16 protein-coding genes are annotated in these 18,340 nt (G+C 65.1%); 14 read left to right on the plus strand and 2 right to left on the minus strand.

Translation table 11 applies throughout. From position 1 onward, the window contains the following. Positions 1-20: 20 nt before the first annotated feature. From ABFA30_RS01540 to ABFA30_RS01605, 14 genes are all read left to right on the plus strand, one after another. Positions 21-1,109 carry an efflux RND transporter periplasmic adaptor subunit gene (locus ABFA30_RS01540; RefSeq protein WP_225787631.1) on the plus strand — a complete coding sequence of 363 codons (1,089 nt, stop codon included), beginning with the start codon at positions 21-23 and terminating at the stop codon, positions 1,107-1,109. Beyond that, complete coding sequence (locus ABFA30_RS01545; protein ID WP_225787630.1) at positions 1,106-2,173, plus strand: efflux RND transporter periplasmic adaptor subunit; 1,068 nt, start codon at positions 1,106-1,108, stop codon at positions 2,171-2,173. Before ABFA30_RS01540 ends, ABFA30_RS01545 begins: the two co-directional genes overlap by 4 nt. Further along, entirely contained in the window at positions 2,170-5,220 is a 3,051-nt protein-coding gene (locus tag ABFA30_RS01550) for an efflux RND transporter permease subunit (protein WP_225787629.1), read from the plus strand. Before ABFA30_RS01545 ends, ABFA30_RS01550 begins: the two co-directional genes overlap by 4 nt. A gap of 171 nt (positions 5,221-5,391) precedes the next feature. Then, positions 5,392-5,574 carry a sulfur starvation response protein OscA gene (oscA, locus tag ABFA30_RS01555; RefSeq protein ID WP_070092048.1) on the plus strand — a complete coding sequence of 61 codons (183 nt, stop codon included), beginning with the start codon at positions 5,392-5,394 and terminating at the stop codon, positions 5,572-5,574. Between the two features lie 47 nt (positions 5,575-5,621). Further along, complete coding sequence (locus ABFA30_RS01560) at positions 5,622-6,629, plus strand: sulfate ABC transporter substrate-binding protein (RefSeq protein WP_225787628.1); 1,008 nt, start codon at positions 5,622-5,624, stop codon at positions 6,627-6,629. 89 nt (positions 6,630-6,718) lie between these two features. After that, on the plus strand, positions 6,719-7,537 hold the full coding sequence (gene cysT, locus ABFA30_RS01565) for a sulfate ABC transporter permease subunit CysT (RefSeq protein ID WP_225787627.1): 819 nt from the start codon (positions 6,719-6,721) through the stop codon (positions 7,535-7,537). Between the two features lie 13 nt (positions 7,538-7,550). Next, entirely contained in the window at positions 7,551-8,423 is an 873-nt protein-coding gene (cysW, locus tag ABFA30_RS01570) for a sulfate ABC transporter permease subunit CysW (protein WP_225787626.1), read from the plus strand. Positions 8,424-8,426: 3 nt separating this feature from the next. Further along, positions 8,427-9,416, plus strand: coding sequence for a sulfate/molybdate ABC transporter ATP-binding protein (locus ABFA30_RS01575; RefSeq protein WP_225787625.1), 990 nt, complete (start codon positions 8,427-8,429; stop codon positions 9,414-9,416). Between the two features lie 290 nt (positions 9,417-9,706). Continuing rightward, positions 9,707-10,498 (plus strand): energy transducer TonB, encoded by a 792-nt coding sequence (locus ABFA30_RS01580; RefSeq protein ID WP_253090969.1) that lies wholly within the window; start codon positions 9,707-9,709, stop codon positions 10,496-10,498. A 36-nt stretch (positions 10,499-10,534) separates the two neighbouring features. Next, positions 10,535-11,257, plus strand: a complete 723-nt coding sequence (locus ABFA30_RS01585) for a MotA/TolQ/ExbB proton channel family protein (RefSeq protein ID WP_225787623.1) — start codon at positions 10,535-10,537, stop codon at positions 11,255-11,257. A gap of 1 nt (position 11,258) precedes the next feature. Next, positions 11,259-11,660: an ExbD/TolR family protein gene (locus ABFA30_RS01590; protein ID WP_253090970.1), complete on the plus strand. Its 402-nt coding sequence runs from the start codon at positions 11,259-11,261 to the stop codon at positions 11,658-11,660. Positions 11,661-12,047: 387 nt separating this feature from the next. After that, positions 12,048-12,629, plus strand: a complete 582-nt coding sequence (locus ABFA30_RS01595; RefSeq protein ID WP_253090971.1) for an alpha/beta hydrolase — start codon at positions 12,048-12,050, stop codon at positions 12,627-12,629. Positions 12,630-12,693: 64 nt separating this feature from the next. Continuing rightward, a complete protein-coding gene (locus tag ABFA30_RS01600; protein WP_253079839.1) occupies positions 12,694-13,641 on the plus strand; it encodes a sigma 54-interacting transcriptional regulator in 948 nt (315 codons plus the stop codon). 184 nt (positions 13,642-13,825) lie between these two features. Continuing rightward, positions 13,826-14,611 (plus strand): MetQ/NlpA family ABC transporter substrate-binding protein, encoded by a 786-nt coding sequence (locus tag ABFA30_RS01605; protein WP_225787619.1) that lies wholly within the window; start codon positions 13,826-13,828, stop codon positions 14,609-14,611. A 418-nt stretch (positions 14,612-15,029) separates the two neighbouring features. Here ABFA30_RS01605 and ABFA30_RS01610 read toward each other — a convergent pair whose 3' ends face one another. Both ABFA30_RS01610 and ABFA30_RS01615 read right to left on the minus strand, forming a co-directional pair. Next, positions 15,030-15,848 (minus strand): alpha/beta fold hydrolase, encoded by an 819-nt coding sequence (locus ABFA30_RS01610; protein WP_225787618.1) that lies wholly within the window; start codon positions 15,846-15,848, stop codon positions 15,030-15,032. A 108-nt stretch (positions 15,849-15,956) separates the two neighbouring features. Next, a complete protein-coding gene (locus tag ABFA30_RS01615) occupies positions 15,957-18,338 on the minus strand; it encodes a penicillin acylase family protein (protein ID WP_410045095.1) in 2,382 nt (793 codons plus the stop codon). Positions 18,339-18,340 lie beyond the last annotated feature (2 nt).

Below are 18,340 nucleotides of genomic sequence, written 5' to 3' on the forward strand. Positions count from 1 at the left end.
CGCGCAAACAAGGAGCCTGCATGACGTTGACGCGTCTGCTGTTGGTCGTTTGCCTGGTGCTGCCGTACATGCTGTCGGGCTGTAGCAGGGAAGAGAGCACGCCAGCGCTGCCCAGGGTCGGTGTCCTGCGGGTCGAGCCCACCGATTTCGCAGCCCGGGTGACCTTGACCGGCGATGTCCAGGCGCGGGTCCAGACCGACCTGTCGTTTCGCGTGGGCGGCAAGATCATTTCCCGCAGTGTCGATGTGGGCGACCACGTCAAGGCCAACCAGGTGCTGGCGCGCCTGGACCCGAAGGACCTGCAGAACAACGTCGACTCGGCCAAGGCCGAGGTGTTCGCCGAGCAGGCGCGGGTCACCCAGGCCAGCGCCGCCTTCGTGCGCCAGCAGAAACTGCTGCCCAAGGGCTATACCAGCCAGAGTGAATACGACGCCGCCGAAGCCGCCCTGCGCAGCAGCCAGAGCGCTCTGAAGGCCGCCCAGGCGCAGTTGGCCAACGCTCAGGAGCAACTGGGCTATACCGCGTTGGTTTCCGAGGCGGACGGCGTGATCACCGCGCGCCAGGCCGAGGTCGGCCAGGTGGTGCAGGCGACCATGCCGATCTTCAGCCTGGCCCGCGACGGCGATCGCGACGCGGTGTTCAACGTCTACGAGTCCCTGCTGGTGGCGCCGGCGAGCGATGAGGGCGTGATCGTCAGCCTGCTGGACGATCCGCGGGTCCGTGCCGAGGGGCATGTCCGCGAGATCACCCCGACCGTTTCCGCCCAGAGCGGTACGGTGCAGGTCAAAGTGGGCCTGCGCAACGTGCCGCCGGGCATGCGCCTGGGCTCGCCGGTGACCGCCACGGCCAGTTCCCAGGGGCGGCCGAGCGTCGAGCTGCCCTGGTCGGCCCTGACCAAGGCGCTGCACGAGCCTGCGGTATGGGTGGTGGGCGAGGGCGACAAGGTGGAGCTGCGCAAGGTCCAGGTGTCGCGCTACCTGACCGGCAAGGTGGTGATCGCAGGGGGCCTCAAGAGTGGCGAGACCGTGGTGGTCCGTGGCGGCCAGTTGTTGCATCCGGGCATGCAGGTGGAAAAGGTCGACACCCAGGATGAAGGGGGCGAGCCATGAAGCGCCTGCTGCCGATGTTCTGCGCTGCCTTGCTGCTGGCCGCGTGCAGCAGCGATGAGCAAAACACCGAACCGGTGCGCCCGGTGCTGTCCACGCTCGTCGAACCCCAGGTACAGGCGCAATTGGGGCGCTTCGCCGGCAGCATCCAGGCGCGCTACGAAAGCACCCTGGGCTTTCGCGTGTCCGGGCGCATCGCCCGGCGCTGGGTGGACGTGGGCACCCAGGTGAAGCCAGGCGACACCCTGGCCACCCTCGACCCGACCGACCAGCAGAACCAGTTGCGCGCCGCCGAGGGCGACCTGGCCAGGGTCCAGGCGCAGTGGATCAATGCCCAGGCCAACGCACGCCGCCAGCAGCAGTTGTACGACCGTGGCGTCGGTGCCCAGGCCCAGCTGGACATCGCCCAGACAGACCTGAAGACCACCGGTGCCTCCCTGGAGCAGGCGCGCTCGGCAGTCAGCCAGGCCCGCGACCAGCTCGACTACAGCACCTTGCGCTCCGACCACGCGGCGGTGGTCACGGCCTGGCAGGCCGAGGCCGGGCAGACGGTCAGCGCCGGCCAGGCGGTGGTCACCCTGGCGCGGCCGGACGTCAAGGAGGCCGTGATCGACCTGCCGATCCACCTGGCCGAACAGTTGCGCAAGGACCTGACCTTCACCGTCGCCTTGCAGCTCGAGCCCAGCATCCACACCACCGCGACCTTGCGCGAGCTGGAGCCCCAGGCCGACGCCACCACCCGTACCCGGCGCGCCCGCCTGACCCTGGCCAGTACCCCCGATGCCTTTCACCTGGGCACCGCGATCAGCGTCACCCTGACCTCAACGGTTTCCCCTCGCAGCGAACTGCCGAGCACCGCGCTGCTCGAGCGCGACGGCAAGACCCAGGTGTGGGTGGTCGACCCGCAGCAAAAGACCGTGGCCACCCGTGACGTCACCCTGATCGAGCGCAGCGCCAAGCGTATCGTCCTGGCCTCCGGCGTGCAGCCGGGCGAGCGGGTGGTCACCGCCGGCGTCAACAGCCTCAAGCCTGGCCAGAAGGTCACCTTCGACGAGGACGCGCGATGAAAGGAAGCTTCAACCTGTCCGAATGGGCCCTCAGGCACCAGTCCTTCGTCTGGTACCTGATGTTCGTCAGCCTGCTGATGGGTGTGTTCTCCTACTTCAACCTGGGCCGCGAGGAAGACCCCTCGTTCACCATCAAGACCATGGTGATCCAGACCCGCTGGCCCGGTGCGACCCAGGACGAGACGCTCTACCAGGTCACCGACCGCATCGAGAAGAAGCTCGAGGAGCTGGATTCGCTCGACTACGTCAAGAGCTACACCCGCCCGGGCGAGTCCACCGTCTACGTCTACCTGCGCGACACCACCAAGGCCGAGGACATTCCGGACATCTGGTACCAGGTGCGCAAGAAGATCCAGGACATCCGTGGCGAGTTTCCCCAGGGCATCCAGGGGCCGGGTTTCAACGACGAGTTCGGCGACGTGTTCGGCTCGATCTACGCTTTCACCGCCGACGGCCTGACCCTGCGCCAACTGCGCGACTATGTGGAGCAGGTGCGTGCCGAGGTCCGCGATGTCCCCAACATCGGCAAGATCGAGCTGATCGGCACCCAGGACGAAGTGCTCTACCTGAACTTCTCGACCCGCAAGCTGGCGGCCCTGGGGATCGACCAGCGCCAGGTCATGCAGGCGCTGCAAGCGCAGAACGCGGTGACCCCGGCGGGGGTGATCGAGGCCGGGCCCGAACGCATCTCCGTGCGCACCACCGGCCAGTTCGCCTCGGAGAAAGACCTGGAAGGCGTCAACCTGCGCATCAACGACCGTTTCTTCCGCCTGGCCGACATCGCCGACATCGAGCGAGGCTATGCCGATCCACCGTCACCGATGTTCCGCTACAACGGCCAGACCGCGATCGGCCTGGCCATCGGCATGAAGGCCGGCGGCAACATCGAGGTGTTCGGCCAGTTGCTCAAGACGAAGATGGACAGCGTCATCGGCGAGCTGCCGGTAGGGATTGGCGTGCACACGGTGTCCGACCAGGCGGTGGTGGTCAAGCAGGCAGTCGGCGGCTTCACCAGTGCGCTGTTCGAGGCGGTGGTGATCGTCCTGGTGGTGAGCTTCGTCAGCCTCGGCATTCGTGCCGGCCTGGTGGTGGCCTGCTCGATCCCGCTGGTGCTGGCCATGGTCTTCGTGTTCATGGAGTACAGCGGCATCACCATGCAGCGGATTTCCCTGGGCGCGCTGATCATCGCCCTGGGCCTGTTGGTGGACGATGCGATGATCACCGTGGAGGTGATGGTCACCCGCCTGGAGATGGGTGAGAGCAAGGAGCAGGCGGCGACCTTCGCCTACACCTCCACCGCCTTTCCCATGCTCACCGGCACGCTGGTGACCGTGGCCGGCTTCGTGCCGATCGGGCTCAATGCCAGCTCAGCGGGCGAGTACACCTTCACCCTGTTCGCGGTGATCGCCGTGGCATTGCTGGTGTCCTGGGTGGTGGCGGTGTTCTTCGCCCCGGTGCTGGGCGTGCATATCCTCAGCACCCAGGTCAAACCCCACGCGGCGGAGGCGGGGCGGGTCGGCAAGGCGTTCGAGCATGGCCTGCTGTGGTGCATGCGCCATCGCTGGCTGACGGTGATCGGCACCATCGTGCTGTTCGCCCTGTCGGTGGTCAGCATGCGTTTCGTGCAGAACCAGTTCTTCCCGTCCTCGGACCGGCCGGAGATCCTGGTGGACCTCAACCTGCCGCAGAATGCCTCGATCGAGGAAACCCGCAAGGTGGTCGATCGCCTGGAGGCGACCCTGAAGGGCGACCCGGACATCGAGCGCTGGAGCACCTATATCGGCCAGGGCGCGATTCGTTTCTACCTGCCGCTGGACCAGCAGTTGCAGAACCCCTACTACGCCCAGTTGGTGATCGTCAGCAAGGGCCTGGAGTCCCGTGGCGCGCTCATGGCGCGCCTGCAGGAGCGCCTGCGCAAGGACTTCGTCGGCATCGGCACCAACGTCCAGTCGCTGGAAATGGGCCCGCCGGTGGGCCGGCCGATCCAGTACCGGGTCAGCGGCAAGGACATCGACCAGGTGCGCCGTCATGCCATCGAGTTGGCCACGCTGCTCGATGGCAACCCGCATATCGGCGAGATGATCTACGACTGGAACGAGCCGGGCAAGGTGCTGCGGGTGGAGATCGCCCAGGACAAGGCGCGCCAGTTGGGGCTGTCGTCCGAGGATGTGGCCAACGTGATGAACAGCATCGTCAGCGGCGTGCCGATCACCCAGGTCAACGACACTATCTACCTGGTCGACGTGATCGCACGCGCCGAGGACAGCGAGCGTGGCTCGCCCGACACCCTGCAGAACCTGCAGATCGTCAGTCCCAACGGCACGTCCATCCCGCTGCTGGCCTTCGCCACCGTGCGCTACGAACAGGAGCAACCATTGGTCTGGCGGCGCGACCGCAAGCCGACCATCACCATCAAGGCTTCGGTCAACGGCGACATCCAGCCCACCGACCTGGTGGCCCAGCTCAAGCCCAGCATCGACGCGTTCGCCAGCCAGTTGCCGGTCGGCTACGAGGTGGCCACCGGTGGTACGGTGGAGGAGAGCAGCAAGGCCCAGGGGCCGATCGCCAAGGTCATCCCGCTGATGCTATTCCTCATGGCGACCTTCCTGATGATCCAGCTGCACAGCGTTCAGAAGCTGTTCCTGGTGGTCAGCGTGGCGCCGCTGGGGCTGATCGGCGTGGTCCTGGCGCTGGTGCCCACGGGGACGCCGATGGGCTTCGTGGCGATCCTCGGGATCCTCGCGCTGATCGGCATCATCATCCGCAACTCGGTGATCCTGGTGACTCAGATCGACGAGTTCGAGGCGCAGGGGTACGCCCCCTGGGATGCGGTGATGGAGGCGACCAACCACCGGCGTCGGCCGATCCTGCTCACGGCAGCGGCGGCCAGCCTGGGCATGATCCCGATCGCCCGGGAGGTGTTCTGGGGGCCGATGGCCTACGCCATGATCGGCGGCATCATCAGTGCAACGCTGCTGACGCTGCTGTTCCTGCCGGCGTTGTACGTGGCCTGGTACAAGATCCGCGAGCCAGAGACGCAAGGCTGAAGACCGGCCAGGGCTGCAAAACAGCCCAGGCCTCTCACATCCAATGACGGTTGGTTATATAAAAATTCTCAAACAGTATTTTTCAGAATAAATACCGCTCTCTAAGATTGCCCTCAAGCCAGGCGCAAACCCCTTCCTCTGCCCGGCGCCCTCATTCACAGGAGAACGAGCATGAGTGCATCTGTGCGTAGCATCGACGGCCAGGACGAAGCCACCATTCTGCGTGAGATCCAGAGCGCACTGCGGGATCTGCGTTTCGGCGCGGTGGAGATCACCGTACATAACGCCCAGGTGGTGCAGATCGAGCGCAAGGAGAAGTTCCGCCTGCAACAGCCGGGCAACAAGTCCGGCTGACACCGCATCACTTCCAACTAGAAAAAATGCCAATCGGGAGCTTCACCATGTCCATCCGCCGTTATGCCCTGGCCGCCCTGGCCAGTGCCGTTTTTGCCGGTTCCGCGATCGCCAAGGACTACGAACTGCTGAACGTGTCCTACGACCCGACCCGCGAGCTGTACCAGCAGTACAACGCCGAATTCATCAAGCACTGGCAGCAGTCCCACCCGGGTGACAAGGTGAAGATCCAGCAATCCCATGGCGGCTCCGGCAAGCAGGGCCGTGCCGTGATCGACGGCCTGCGTGCCGACGTGGTGACCCTGGCCCTGGCCGGTGACATCGACGAGATCGCCAAGCTCGGCAAGACCCTGCCGGAGGACTGGCAGAAACGCCTGCCGGACGCCAGCACGCCCTACACCTCGACCATCGTGTTCCTGGTGCGCAAGGGCAACCCCAAGGGCATCAAGGACTGGGGCGACCTGGTCAAGCCGGACGTCTCGGTCATCACCCCCAATCCCAAGACCTCCGGCGGCGCCCGCTGGAACTTCCTCGCCGCCTGGGCCTACGGCCTGAAGACCGGCGGCAGCGAAGAAAAAGCCAAGGAATACGTCCAGGAACTGTTCAAGCACGTGCCGGTACTGGACACCGGCGCCCGTGGTTCGACCATCACCTTCGTCAACAACGGCCAGGGCGATGTCCTGCTGGCCTGGGAGAACGAGGCCTTCCTGGCACTGAAGGAAGACGGTGGCAACGACAAGTTCGAGATCGTCGTGCCGTCCCTGTCGATCCTCGCCGAACCGCCGGTGGCGGTGGTCGACAAGAACGCCGAGAGAAAAGGCAACACCGAGATCGCCACCGAGTACCTCAAGCACCTGTACAGCCCCGCCGGGCAGAAGATCGCGGCAGAGAACTTCTACCGTCCGCGTGACGAGAAGGTCGCCGCCGAATATGCCAAGCAGTTCCCGAAACTCGAACTGGTGACCATCGACAAGGACTTCGGTGGCTGGAAGACTGCACAACCGAAATTCTTCAATGACGGTGGCGTGTTCGACCAGATCTACCAGGCACAGTGATATTGTTGCCCGACACGAGCTTCACCCTTCAGTAGCCTGCATGGGCCCGGGACGCGTCCCGGGCTTCGTGCGTTCAACCAGGGACCTTTATGTCACGTCGTATTTCCCCCGTCATACCCGGCTTCGGGCTGACACTGGGCTACACCTTGGTGTATCTCAGCCTGATCGTGCTGATACCACTGGCCGCCATGTTCGTGCATGCCGCGCAGCTCACCTGGGAGCAGTTCTGGAGCATCGTCAGCGCACCACGGGTGCTCGCCGCGCTCAAGCTGAGCTTCGGCACCGCCCTGGCCGCCGCCCTCATCAATGGCGTGATCGGCACCCTGCTGGCCTGGGTGCTGGTGCGCTATGACTTCCCCGGGCGCAAGATCATCGACGCGATGATCGACCTGCCGTTCGCCCTGCCCACCGCCGTCGCCGGCATCGCCCTGACTGCCTTGTACGCGCCCGCCGGCTGGGTCGGCCAGTTCGCCACCGACCTTGGCTTCAAGATCGCCTACACGCCGCTGGGCATCACCCTGGCGCTGACCTTCGTCACCCTGCCGTTCGTGGTGCGCACGGTGCAGCCGGTACTCGCCGACATCCCCCGCGAGGTCGAGGAGGCCGCCGCCTGCCTGGGGGCCAGGCCATTGCAGGTGTTCCGCCACGTGCTGGCACCGGCGCTGCTGCCGGCCTGGCTGACCGGCTTCGCCCTGGCCTTCGCCCGGGGTGTCGGCGAATACGGCTCGGTGATCTTCATCGCCGGCAACATGCCGATGAAGACCGAGATCCTGCCGCTGCTGATCATGGTCAAGCTGGACCAGTACGACTACACCGGCGCCACCGCCATCGGCGTGCTGATGCTGGTGGTTTCCTTCATCCTGCTGCTGCTGATCAACCTGCTGCAGCGGCGCATCGAAACCCCTTGAAGGAGGCCCGGTAATGTCTTCGTCATCCCTTGGCGCCGCCACCGCGGCCAATGCCGCCCGCCGTAGCAGCGCCACTTCGCGGCGCGTACTGGTCGGCCTGGCCTGGCTGGTGTTCGCGCTGTTCTTGCTGTTGCCGCTGTTCATCGTGGTGTCCCAGGCTTTGAAGAACGGCTTTGGCACCTTCTTCGAGGCGATCTTCGAACCCGACGCCCTGGCGGCGCTCAGGCTCACCTTGCTCGCGGTGGTCATCTCGGTGCCGTTGAACCTGGTGTTCGGTGTCTGCGCCGCCTGGTGCGTGAGCAAGTACGACTTTCGCGGCAAGAGCGTGCTGGTCACCCTGATCGACCTGCCGTTCTCGGTCTCGCCGGTGATCGCCGGCCTGGTCTACGTGCTGATGTTCGGCGCCCAGGGCCTGCTCGGGCCATGGCTGCAGGACCACGACATCCAGATCGTCTTCGCCCTGCCGGGCATCGTCCTGGCGACCATCTTCGTCACCGTGCCCTTCGTCGCCCGCGAGCTGATCCCGCTGATGCAGGAGCAGGGCACCCAGGAAGAAGAAGCCGCACGCCTGCTCGGCGCCAACGGCTGGCAGATGTTCTGGCACGTGACCTTGCCGAACATCAAGTGGGGCCTGATCTACGGCGTGGTGCTGTGTACCGCTCGGGCCATGGGCGAGTTCGGCGCGGTGTCGGTGGTATCCGGACATATCCGTGGCGTCACCAACACCTTGCCGCTGCACGTCGAGATTCTCTACAACGAGTACAACCACGTCGCGGCCTTCAGCGTGGCCAGCCTGCTGCTGATCCTGGCGCTGTTCATCCTGCTGCTCAAGCAGTGGAGCGAATCCCGTATTGACCGCCTGCGCCACGGCGCAGCGGAGGAATAATTCATGTCGATCGAAGTTCGTAACGTCAGCAAGCGCTTCAATACTTTCCAGGCCCTGGACAACATCAACCTGGACATCAACAGTGGCGAGCTGGTGGCCCTGCTTGGCCCCTCCGGTTGCGGCAAGACCACCCTGCTGCGCATCATCGCCGGCCTCGAGACCCCGGACCAGGGCAACATCGTGTTCCATGGCGAGGATGTCTCCGGCCATGACGTGCGTGACCGCAACGTCGGTTTCGTGTTCCAGCACTACGCCTTGTTCCGCCACATGAGCGTGTTCGACAACGTCGCCTTCGGCCTGCGCATGAAGCCCAAGGGTGAGCGCCCGAGCGAGAGCAAGATCGCCGAGAAGGTGCATGAGCTGCTGAACATGGTCCAGCTCGACTGGCTCGCCGACCGCTACCCCGAGCAGCTTTCCGGTGGCCAGCGCCAGCGCATCGCCCTGGCCCGCGCCCTGGCGGTGGAGCCCAAGGTACTGCTGCTCGACGAGCCGTTCGGGGCTCTCGACGCCAAGGTGCGCAAGGAGCTGCGCCGCTGGCTGGCGCGGTTGCACGAGGACATCAACCTGACCTCGGTGTTCGTGACCCACGATCAGGAAGAGGCGATGGAAGTGGCCGACCGTATCGTGGTGATGAACAAGGGCGTGATCGAGCAGATCGGCTCGCCCGGCGAGGTGTACGAGAAGCCGGCCAACGACTTCGTCTATCACTTCCTGGGCGATTCCAACCGGTTGAGCCTGAGCGACGACCATCATGTGCTGTTCCGTCCCCACGAGGTGTCGCTGTCGCGCCATGAGACCGAAGGCCACCATGCCGCCGAGGTTCGCGACATCCGCCCGCTGGGGGCGACTACCCGGGTCACCCTCAAGGTGCCGGGGCAGAGCGAGCTGATCGAAGCCGAGGTGGTCAAGGACCATGACAGCCTGACGGGGCTGGCGCGCGGAGAGACCTTGTTCTTCCGGCCGAAGGTCTGGCAGAAGGTGGTGGATATTTGATCGACCGTCAGGTTGAGAGGGCCAGGGGCTGCTTTGCAGCCCTTCGCTGGCAAGCCAGCTCCTCACCAGTTCCTCTCGCCGGCATCGATGCCTTGCATGAATATTTCGCATGCCCACGCTGCATCGCGATTCCGCTGCCCCGCTGCAGCCCTTGAATGACGCGGCTCAGCGGTAAATCATGAAAATTAATATTCAATAAAGTTCTATTTTTAAGTTTAAACATTACTTTCAGAGATAAGCCTCTGGCACCGATGATTCAGCCATGAATCAACACCCCAGGAGTGTGATCGATGGGTAATGTCCAGACGGCCGTCAGGGCCTACGACCAGCCGTGGCGCCCGGCGCCAGGCGACCTGGTCGAGCTTGGACGGGCGCTTCGTCTGCCACTGGCGCACGCGCGCCTGCAACGCACACCGGTCAGCGGCCTCAAGCGTCGCGACAAGCTGGCGCTGGGGCTGCTGGTCCTGGCCCTGCACGGTGCCGCCGCCTACTGGATCAGCCAGAAGCCGATAACGCAGCTGCCGGTGGTGCCGCCGCAGGTTCCCCCCATGACCATCGAGTTCGCCGCACCTGCGCCGCCCGTGGTCGAACCACCACCGCCCGCACCGGCCCCGGCGGTCGTCGAACCGCCACCACCGCCGGTGGTCGACGAGCTGGCGGCCAAGCCTGCAGCCAAGCCCAAACCGAAGCCTGCACCCAAGCCGGTGGCCAAGCCCCAACCCAAGCCCAAGCCGGTCGAGGCACCTCCTGCCCCGCCCGTGGCGGCCCCCGCGCCGCCGGCGCCGCCCGCACCGGCACCGGTCACGCCGCCGTCGGCCAACGCCGCCTACCTGAAGAATCCGGCGCCGGAATACCCGCAGATGGCCTTGCGTCGTGGTTGGGAGGGCACCGTGCTGCTGCGCGTCGAGGTACTGGCCAGCGGCAAGCCCGGGCAAATCCAGGTGCAAAAGAGCAGTGGTCGCCAGGCACTGGACGCCGCCGCCCTGGCTGCCGTGAAGCGCTGGAGCTTCGTGCCGGCCAAGCAGGGCGATGTGGCCCAGGCCGGCTGGGTCAGCGTGCCCATCGATTTCAAGCTTCGTTAACCCGCGTCCCTCGGCCGAACATAGGAAGACATCATCATGAGCCTGTTGGCATCCCCCCTCGAATCCGTTGAAAGCGCAGTCATCTGGCTGCTGGTCGGCTTCTCCGTCGTCACTTGGGCGTTGGCCCTGGTCAAGGTGGCGCAGTTCGTGCGCCTGAAGAACCAAGACAGGCGCTTCCATGCGCAGTTCTGGGCGGCCTCCAGCCTGGACTCGGCTGCGCCGACCAGTCATGAACTGCCAGGCCCTGCCGCCCGTGTGGCCCAGGCCGGCTACGCTGCCATCGCCGTTGGCGAGCCGGGCCAGGCCAACGACCTGAGCCACGCCATCAATCACCAGGACCGCCTCGAGCGTGCCCTGCGCCAGCAGATCGTTCGCGAGCGTCGCTCTCTGGAGACTGGCCTGGCGGTGGTTGCCAGTATCGGCAGCACCTCGCCCTTCATCGGCCTGTTCGGCACCGTGTGGGGCATCATGGAAGCGCTCAAGGGCATCAGCGCGGCAGGCTCGGCCAGCCTGGAGACCGTCGCCGGCCCGATCGGCGCAGCCTTGGTGGCCACGGGCGTGGGGATCGCCGTCGCGGTGCCGGCGGTGCTGGTCTACAACTACTTCCTCCGGCGCCTCAAGCTGACCGCTGCCGACCTCGACGACTTCGCCCACGACTTCTACAGCCTGGCCCAGAAGAGCGCCTTCCGCGTGCTGGTGCACCCGACCGCGCACAAGCCCCAGGCCGGTTTCACCCAGCCGGTGAAGGAGGCCTCCTGACATGGCGTTCTCGACCCAGGACAGCGACGAAGTCCTCAGTGAAATCAACGTCACGCCGCTGGTGGATGTCATGCTGGTGTTGCTGGTGGTGTTCATCGTCACGGCGCCACTGCTGACCAACGCTATCCCCATCAACCTGCCCAAGACCGAGGCCGTGGCGCCGGTGGAGCAGAAGGACCCGCTGGTGGTGAGCATCGACGGCGATGGCAAGTTGTTCATCAACAAGGACGAGATCCAGCCCGACCTGTTGGAAACCCACCTCAAGGCCGCCAAGGACAAGGACGCCGAGCTGCGTGTGCAGCTGCAGGCCGATGACGGCGTGAACTACGGCGAGGTGGCGCGGGCGATGGCGGCCATCGAACGCGCCGGGATCACCAAGCTGGCGGTGATTACCGCGCGCTGATCCGCCCACCCCTCTTCAGGCAAGTGCTTCAGGGCCATATCTCTTGGCAGGGGATGGCCTAATGCCGGTCAGTTAAGACTTTCAGTTGTCATTTGGGGCCGCTTCGCGCCCCATCGCCGGCAAGCCGGCTCCCACATTGTCCGTGCAAACCGCATCATGTGTGGTCGCCGCGGTCCCTGTGGGAGCCGGCTTGCCGGCGATGGGCTGCAAGGTAGCCCCAAAAATGACAAAGCGCCGCTTAACTGACCGGCATTAGGGGATGGCCCTTTTTTTTAGCTGCACGCTTTCAGGCAAAAAAGTTATTAATAAATATCTTCTTATTCCTTTACGAATATATTCGCCTCCCTATACTGGTCCCAAGCACGCAAACTTCCAGGAGGCGTCCCCATGCGCAATGAGTCGATTCGTTATCTGATTGTGCCGGGCTGGCAAGGATCGCCAGACAACCATTGGCAGAGTCACTGGCAGCGTACGTTGCCCAACAGTGCGCGCGTCGAGCAGCAGGACTGGCTGACACCGCAGCGGCACGACTGGGTGCAGGCGTTGGAGCAGGCGATTGCCGCCGAACGCTCGCCAGTGATCCTCATCGCCCATAGCCTGGGCTGCGTTACCGTTGCCCATTGGGCTGCCCAGGCCTCCCCAGCCTTGTTGCGCCGCGTACGCGGGGCCTTGCTGGTGGCGCCGGCAGATGTCGAGCGGCCAACCTGCGCGCCGGCCCTGCGCAACTTCGCACCTATTCCGCTGCAGGCCTTGCCGTTCCCCAGCCAGGTGGTCAGCTCCGACAACGATCCGGCAGTAAGCGTACCGCGGGCGCTGTACCTGGCCCGGGCCTGGGGCGCCGAGGCGGGTCTTTTGGCCAACGCCGGGCACATCAACGTCAAGTCCGGCCACGAACGCTGGGAGCAGGGCTTCGCCTACCTCTATCGCCTGCAGGGCCGGATCGAACAGCGCGCGCTGCGTCGCGCCTGATCCGGCGATTATCCATCGAATGCCTTGACGCCCGGCCGGCAACGGCCCTGGGCGGGAGTTCGTCATGACATTTCACAACACCTTCGGCCAGCCCTTGCTGACCTTTCCTGAACTGGATAAAAGCCCCCTGAGCATCCGTGCCAAGGCGCTGGTGTTCATCGATCCGCGCTCGCAGCAACTGCGCGAGGCCCTCGAGCACCTGGCGCCGCAGCCATTGCCGGTGCTGATCCGCGGCGAGACCGGCACCGGCAAGGAGCTGCTGGCCCGCCAGGTGCATCGCGCCAGCGACCGCAGCGGGTTGTTCGTCTCGGTGAGTTGCGCGGCGATCAGCCCGACCTATGCCGACGCCGAACTGTTCGGCTACAGCGCCGGAACCCACGGCGGTACTGCCAGCAGCCGGGCTGGCTGGTTCGGCTCGGCCAATGGCGGCACCCTGTACCTGGACGAGATCGCCGACCTGCCACTGGTGATCCAGGGCAAGCTGCTGGCGGCGCTGGAAAACCGTGAAGTCACCCGGGTAGGCGCCCAGCGTCCGCAGCCGGTGGATGTACGGCTGGTCGCCGCCACCAGCATCGACCTGGCCCAGGCCGTGCGTGCCGGGCGTTTCAACGAGCGACTATACCTCTACCTGCGCGAAGGCGAACTGGAACTGCCGGCCCTGCGCGAGCGGGTGGGCGACATCCTGCCTTTGGCCGAATACTTCGTCGGCATCTACAGTGCGCGCCTGGGCCGCGCGGTGCCGTTGATCAGCGAGCCGGCCCAGCAGGCCCTGGAAGCCCATGCCTGGCCAGGCAATACCCGCGAGCTGGAAAACGTCATCCATTTCGCCCTGCTGGTGAGCGACGGCGAGCAGATCCTGCCCGAGCACCTGGACCTGCCGGACACAACGCCCTTGGCCAGCCTGGCCGGCCAACTGGCGCAACTGGGGCGCAGCCGCGAACCGGAAACCCTGGCGACCCTGCGCCAGATCCTGCTGGCATCCCTGGCCAGCCTGGAGGAACCCGCGCGCTAGAGCGGCGCGAAGTCGGTCATAAGCAAAAGCCGTAATGGCTTTTTGTTTTTGGAATAAGCAGCTAAGCAAAAGATATTGTTACGGAATAAAAATTCCCGGTATCGTCCGCTTCACGCTCCTGCAGATAGCGGTGAGCAACCGACTTCGCCATCCCCGATGGCCCCAGCTTGATACAAGGATCGCCATGAAGAAAACCCTGCTGACCACCGCCCTGGCTGCCGCCCTGTCGTTGACTGGCCTGGCCCAGGCGGCCGAGAAACTGGTGGTGGCTGCCACCCCCGTACCCCACGCCGAGATCCTCGAGCTGATCAAGCCGACCCTGGCCAAGGAAGGGGTGGACCTGCAAGTGAAGGTCTTCACCGATTACGTCCAGCCCAACGTGCAAGTCGACCAGAAGCGCCTGGACGCCAACTACTTCCAGACCTTGCCGTACCTGAAGAACTTCAACGAGGGCAAGGGCACCCACCTGGAAACCGTGATCGGCGTGCACGTCGAGCCTTTCGGTGGCTACTCGAAGAAGGTCAAGAGCCTGGACGAGCTGAAGGAAGGCGCCACCGTCGCCATCCCCAACGAAGGCAGCAACAGTGGCCGTGCCCTGCTGCTCCTGCAGAAGGCTGGCCTGATCACCCTGAAGGATCCGAAGAATGCCCTGGCCACGCCCAAGGACATCGCCGAGAACCCGAAGAAGCTGAAGTTCCGCGAGCTGGAATCGGCCATGCTGCCGCGCGTGCTGGACCAGGTCGACCTGGACATGATCAACACCAACTACGCACTCGAAGCCGGCCTGAACCCGGCCAAGGATGCCCTGGTGATCGAAGGCAGCGACTCGCCTTACGTGAACTTCCTGGTGGCCCGCCCGGACAACAAGGACAGCGACGCCATCCAGAAGCTGGCCAAGGCGCTGACCAGTCCGCAAGTGAAGGCATTCATCGAGAAGAAGTACAGCGGTGCGGTACTGCCGGCGTTCTGATCGCCACGGCATTGCCCATCAAAGAACGCCGACGCATTTGCGTCGGCGTTTTCGTTTGTGCGGTGCACAGAACAGCAGGGCTGCAACGCAGCCCCAGTTCAGCGCTGCTCCCCAAGGGCCTTGCGCAAGGCCAGCAACCACTGGAGTTGTTCGTTCGAAGCCGGTGTGCTGGGGCTGTTCATCGCTATCGTCCTGGTTGCTCTTGGATGGGCCATGCAGGCCACAGTTCGAAAACTGTTTGAGGCGGCTTTTGCAGGAAAAATCCCGAGCAAACAAAGGAAATTTGCGGTTACCCGTCGGTGCAGGCGCTCGACATGCATATGCAAGGAATTGAGCGAGGGTACCAAGCCTGGGAGCGTAGGGCCGGAGACAGGGGATGTTCCCCGGGGGCTGCAAAGCAGCCCCAGTGGATCAACCGCTAGCGATTGCGTGGCAACCAGTTCAGCAGGAAATCACTCACGACCTGCGGGTTCTCCAGGCAGGAGATATGCCCGGCGCATGGAATTTGCGCCGCCAGGCAATCGATGAGCCGCGCCATCTCGTTGGACTCATGCGCCGGCCTTGGAATGTCCTGGTCGCCGCAGAGCACGATGGTACGCTCGGCCGCTAGCTCGCCCAAGCGAGACAACAGGTCCGGGCGCCCGAAGATCACCCGGCCCAGCGGATCGAGGCTGTTGCGGATGGCTTCGGCGCTACTGGCCTTGAGCTCGGCACGGAAGCGTTCGCGGATGTGTGGAACGGTCTGCCCACCGGCATGGAAGAAGATCGGCACGATGATGTCGAGCAACTGATCGGTGAACTCACCCGCCGCGCTGGCCATGTCGAGCAGCGCGAAGTACTTCTGCCGGGTCTCCTCCGGTTCGGCACCCAGGTAGGTGTCCATCAGCACCAGTCGATCGATCCGCTCGGCATGTTCGATGGCCAATGGCGCGCCCCACATGCCGCCGACCGACAGGCCCACCAGGTGGCATCGCTGGATGTCCAACGCATCGAGGAAGGCCACGTGCTGACGGGTGAGCGCGCTCATGTCGGTGGTCGTGGCCGGTGGCGCCTCCGAGTCGCCATGGCCCCAGAGTTCAGGCACCAGGACCCGGAAGTGCTTTGACAGTTGTTCGATCTGCGGCGCCCACATGGCGGCCGACCACAGGTAGCTGTGGCCTAGCACCACGGGGAAGCCTTGGCCTTGGTCGACGTAGCTCATCCTGGCTCCGTCGATTTCTACGAATTGCTTGCGCATGGACGCTTCCTTACCGAGAGAGGGGAAGAAGGAAAAGTAGCCGTACCGCTGCGCCACGGCTACTGGTAGAAATGACAGTCATCGTCAGGCGATTCCCAGGGTAAGGCTTCACTGCCCGGACGCCGCCCCTGCCGTCGGCACCAGCCGCAAGGTGCTGTGCGCCGGGATCGGCCCCAGTCGGGCCTTGTGGTAACGCCCTTCGATGTAGGCCTCGGCCTGGTCGTCGTAGTGCCTGTCGAAGGGCACACCGCTTTGCCCGACCGGGTTGATGGTCAGTGCCTGGCCTGCGTCGGCGAAGTCGATCAGGCGGCGGGTCGAGGGGCCATAGTTGACCGGCCAGGGCGCCGGGCCGATCTTCGCCGACAGGTTGTTCGGCACCTCGTGGGTGCCCGGCGCGGCGAAGGGGCCGACGTTGAACAATAGGTGCAGTGGCTTCTTCGCCCCCAGCGGGTGATTGTGGGTGAGGGTATGCGCCTTGCCCCACTGCCAACGGGTCGGGTCCTTGCCCATGCTGTCGCGCAGGTGGGCGAGGCTGCGTTGCCAGGCCAGGCGCACGATGGCCTGGCGATCGCTTCGCTCGTTGGCGCCCCGCAGGTTCCACCAGGGCGAATCCGGGTTGGCGGCCAGCCTCGGCAGGGCGGCATCGATGGCACGGGTGCCGATCAACACCGGGAACCAGGTATCGCCCAGCTCATCGTGCAGGGCGGCGAACGCCAGCTCGTAGAGGAACTGGTTGAACAGTGTGGCGCTGGTGGAGTCCAGTGGATAGTCGCCGCGCCAGGCTGCCAGTTGCTCGACCAGCTCGCGCTCCTCGTCGTTCGCGGCGACCGTGCGCAGGGTGCCGAGCAGTGGTGCCAGGGTGCGGGGGCCATAGTCGGTGGCGGTATCCAGTTGCAGGGCCTGGCTGTTCTGCGTGTCCCATTTCACTTGCGGGTCGGCCAGGTGACGATCGAGCTGGCGGCCACGGTCGGGCAGGTTGTAGTAGCCCGGCACCGGGATCACGGCTGGCGGCTGGTAGTTGGCCGAGACGATATAGCCACTGGCTGGGTTCTCCTGCTGCGGATTGACGCTGAACGGGTAGAAACCGAGCTTGTCGGCCTGGGCGCTGCTGCCGTCGAGGATGAACGCCGGATCGACCCCATCGGGGCGGATCGGCAGTTGCGCCGCGGCCCACCAGCCGATGTCGCCCTGGGCGTTGGCCCAGACCAGGTTGAGCCCAGGTGCCTGGATCTTCGCCGCGGCCTCGCGCATCTTGTCCAGGGTGTCGGCGCGGTTGAGCTGGTGGAAGCCGTCCAGGATCGGGTTCTCGGTTTCCAGGAATGCCCACCACATGGCGATCGGCGTGGGGCCGGCCGTCTCGCCGAGCACCTCGTTGACGACAGGGCCATGGGGCGAGCGGCGCAGGGTGATGCTGACCGGCGCCTCGCCCTTTACCGCGATTCGTTGCGTGGTCTTTTCCAGCGTTCGCCATTGGCCATCGACCCTGACTTGGTCGGGGTCCTGTGGATTGACCTGTTCCGCGACCAGGTCGACGTCGTCGTTCTGGAACATGGTCAGGCTCCAGCCGAAGTCACGGTTGTGGCCCAGCAGGGCGAAGGGGTTGAGGGCCTGGAAGTAGCCATACAGCTCGAAGCCCGGCGCCGACAGCTCGGCCTCGTACCACACCGCCGGCACGGCGAAGCTGATGTGTGGGTCGCCAGCCAGCAGGGGCTTGCCGCTGCGGGTCCGGCTGCCGGCCACCGCCCAGGCGTTGCTGCCTTCGAACTGGGGCAGGGCGGCATTGCCCAGGGCTTCGTGGCTCAGGCGTGCCAGGTGCTCGAGGCTGTGCCAGTCGGCATCGGCCAGGGGCGTGGAGAGGGCGCCGTCGGGTTGCCAGCCGAGGTCGAAGATCTCCAGGTATTCAGGGCCCAAGCGGTCACGGATGTAGGTCAGTGCAGGTTCGGTGCGAAAGGCCGCGGCGAAGCTGTAGGCCAGGTAGCCGGCGATGCTCAGGGTGTCCTCTGCGGTGAAAGGGCGCGGGGCGATGCCCAAAAGATCGAACTCCACGGGCTTGGGGTGGCTGGCCTGCCAGGCGTTGACGCCCTCCAGGTAGGCCTGCAGGGCGAGCCAGGCGGGGGATTGCCGGTCCTGGCGCGCCAGCATGCGTTCGGCCTGCTCACCGATGCGCAGGCTGCGGAACAGGGTATCGGTGGGCAACAGCGTGCTGCCGAGGATCTCGGCCAGCTCGCCCCGGGCCAGGCGGCGCATGATCTCCATCTGGAACAAGCGATCCTGGGCGTGCACGTAGCCCAGGGCGCGGTACAGGTCAGGTTCGTTGCGTGCCTGGATATGCGGCACGCCGCGATCGTCGTAGCGCACGCTGACCGGCGCTTGCAGCCCCGCCAGCGCCACCTCGCCATCCCGCTGTGGCAGCTTGCCCTGCACGTACCAGTAACCGGTGCCGGCGGCCACTGCGATCACCACCGCCAGCAGGGTCAGGCTGCGCTTCATTG

It is taken from the genome of Pseudomonas sp. HLMP (genome assembly GCF_046365545.1).
Lineage (GTDB): Bacteria > Pseudomonadota > Gammaproteobacteria > Pseudomonadales > Pseudomonadaceae > Aquipseudomonas > Aquipseudomonas guariconensis_B.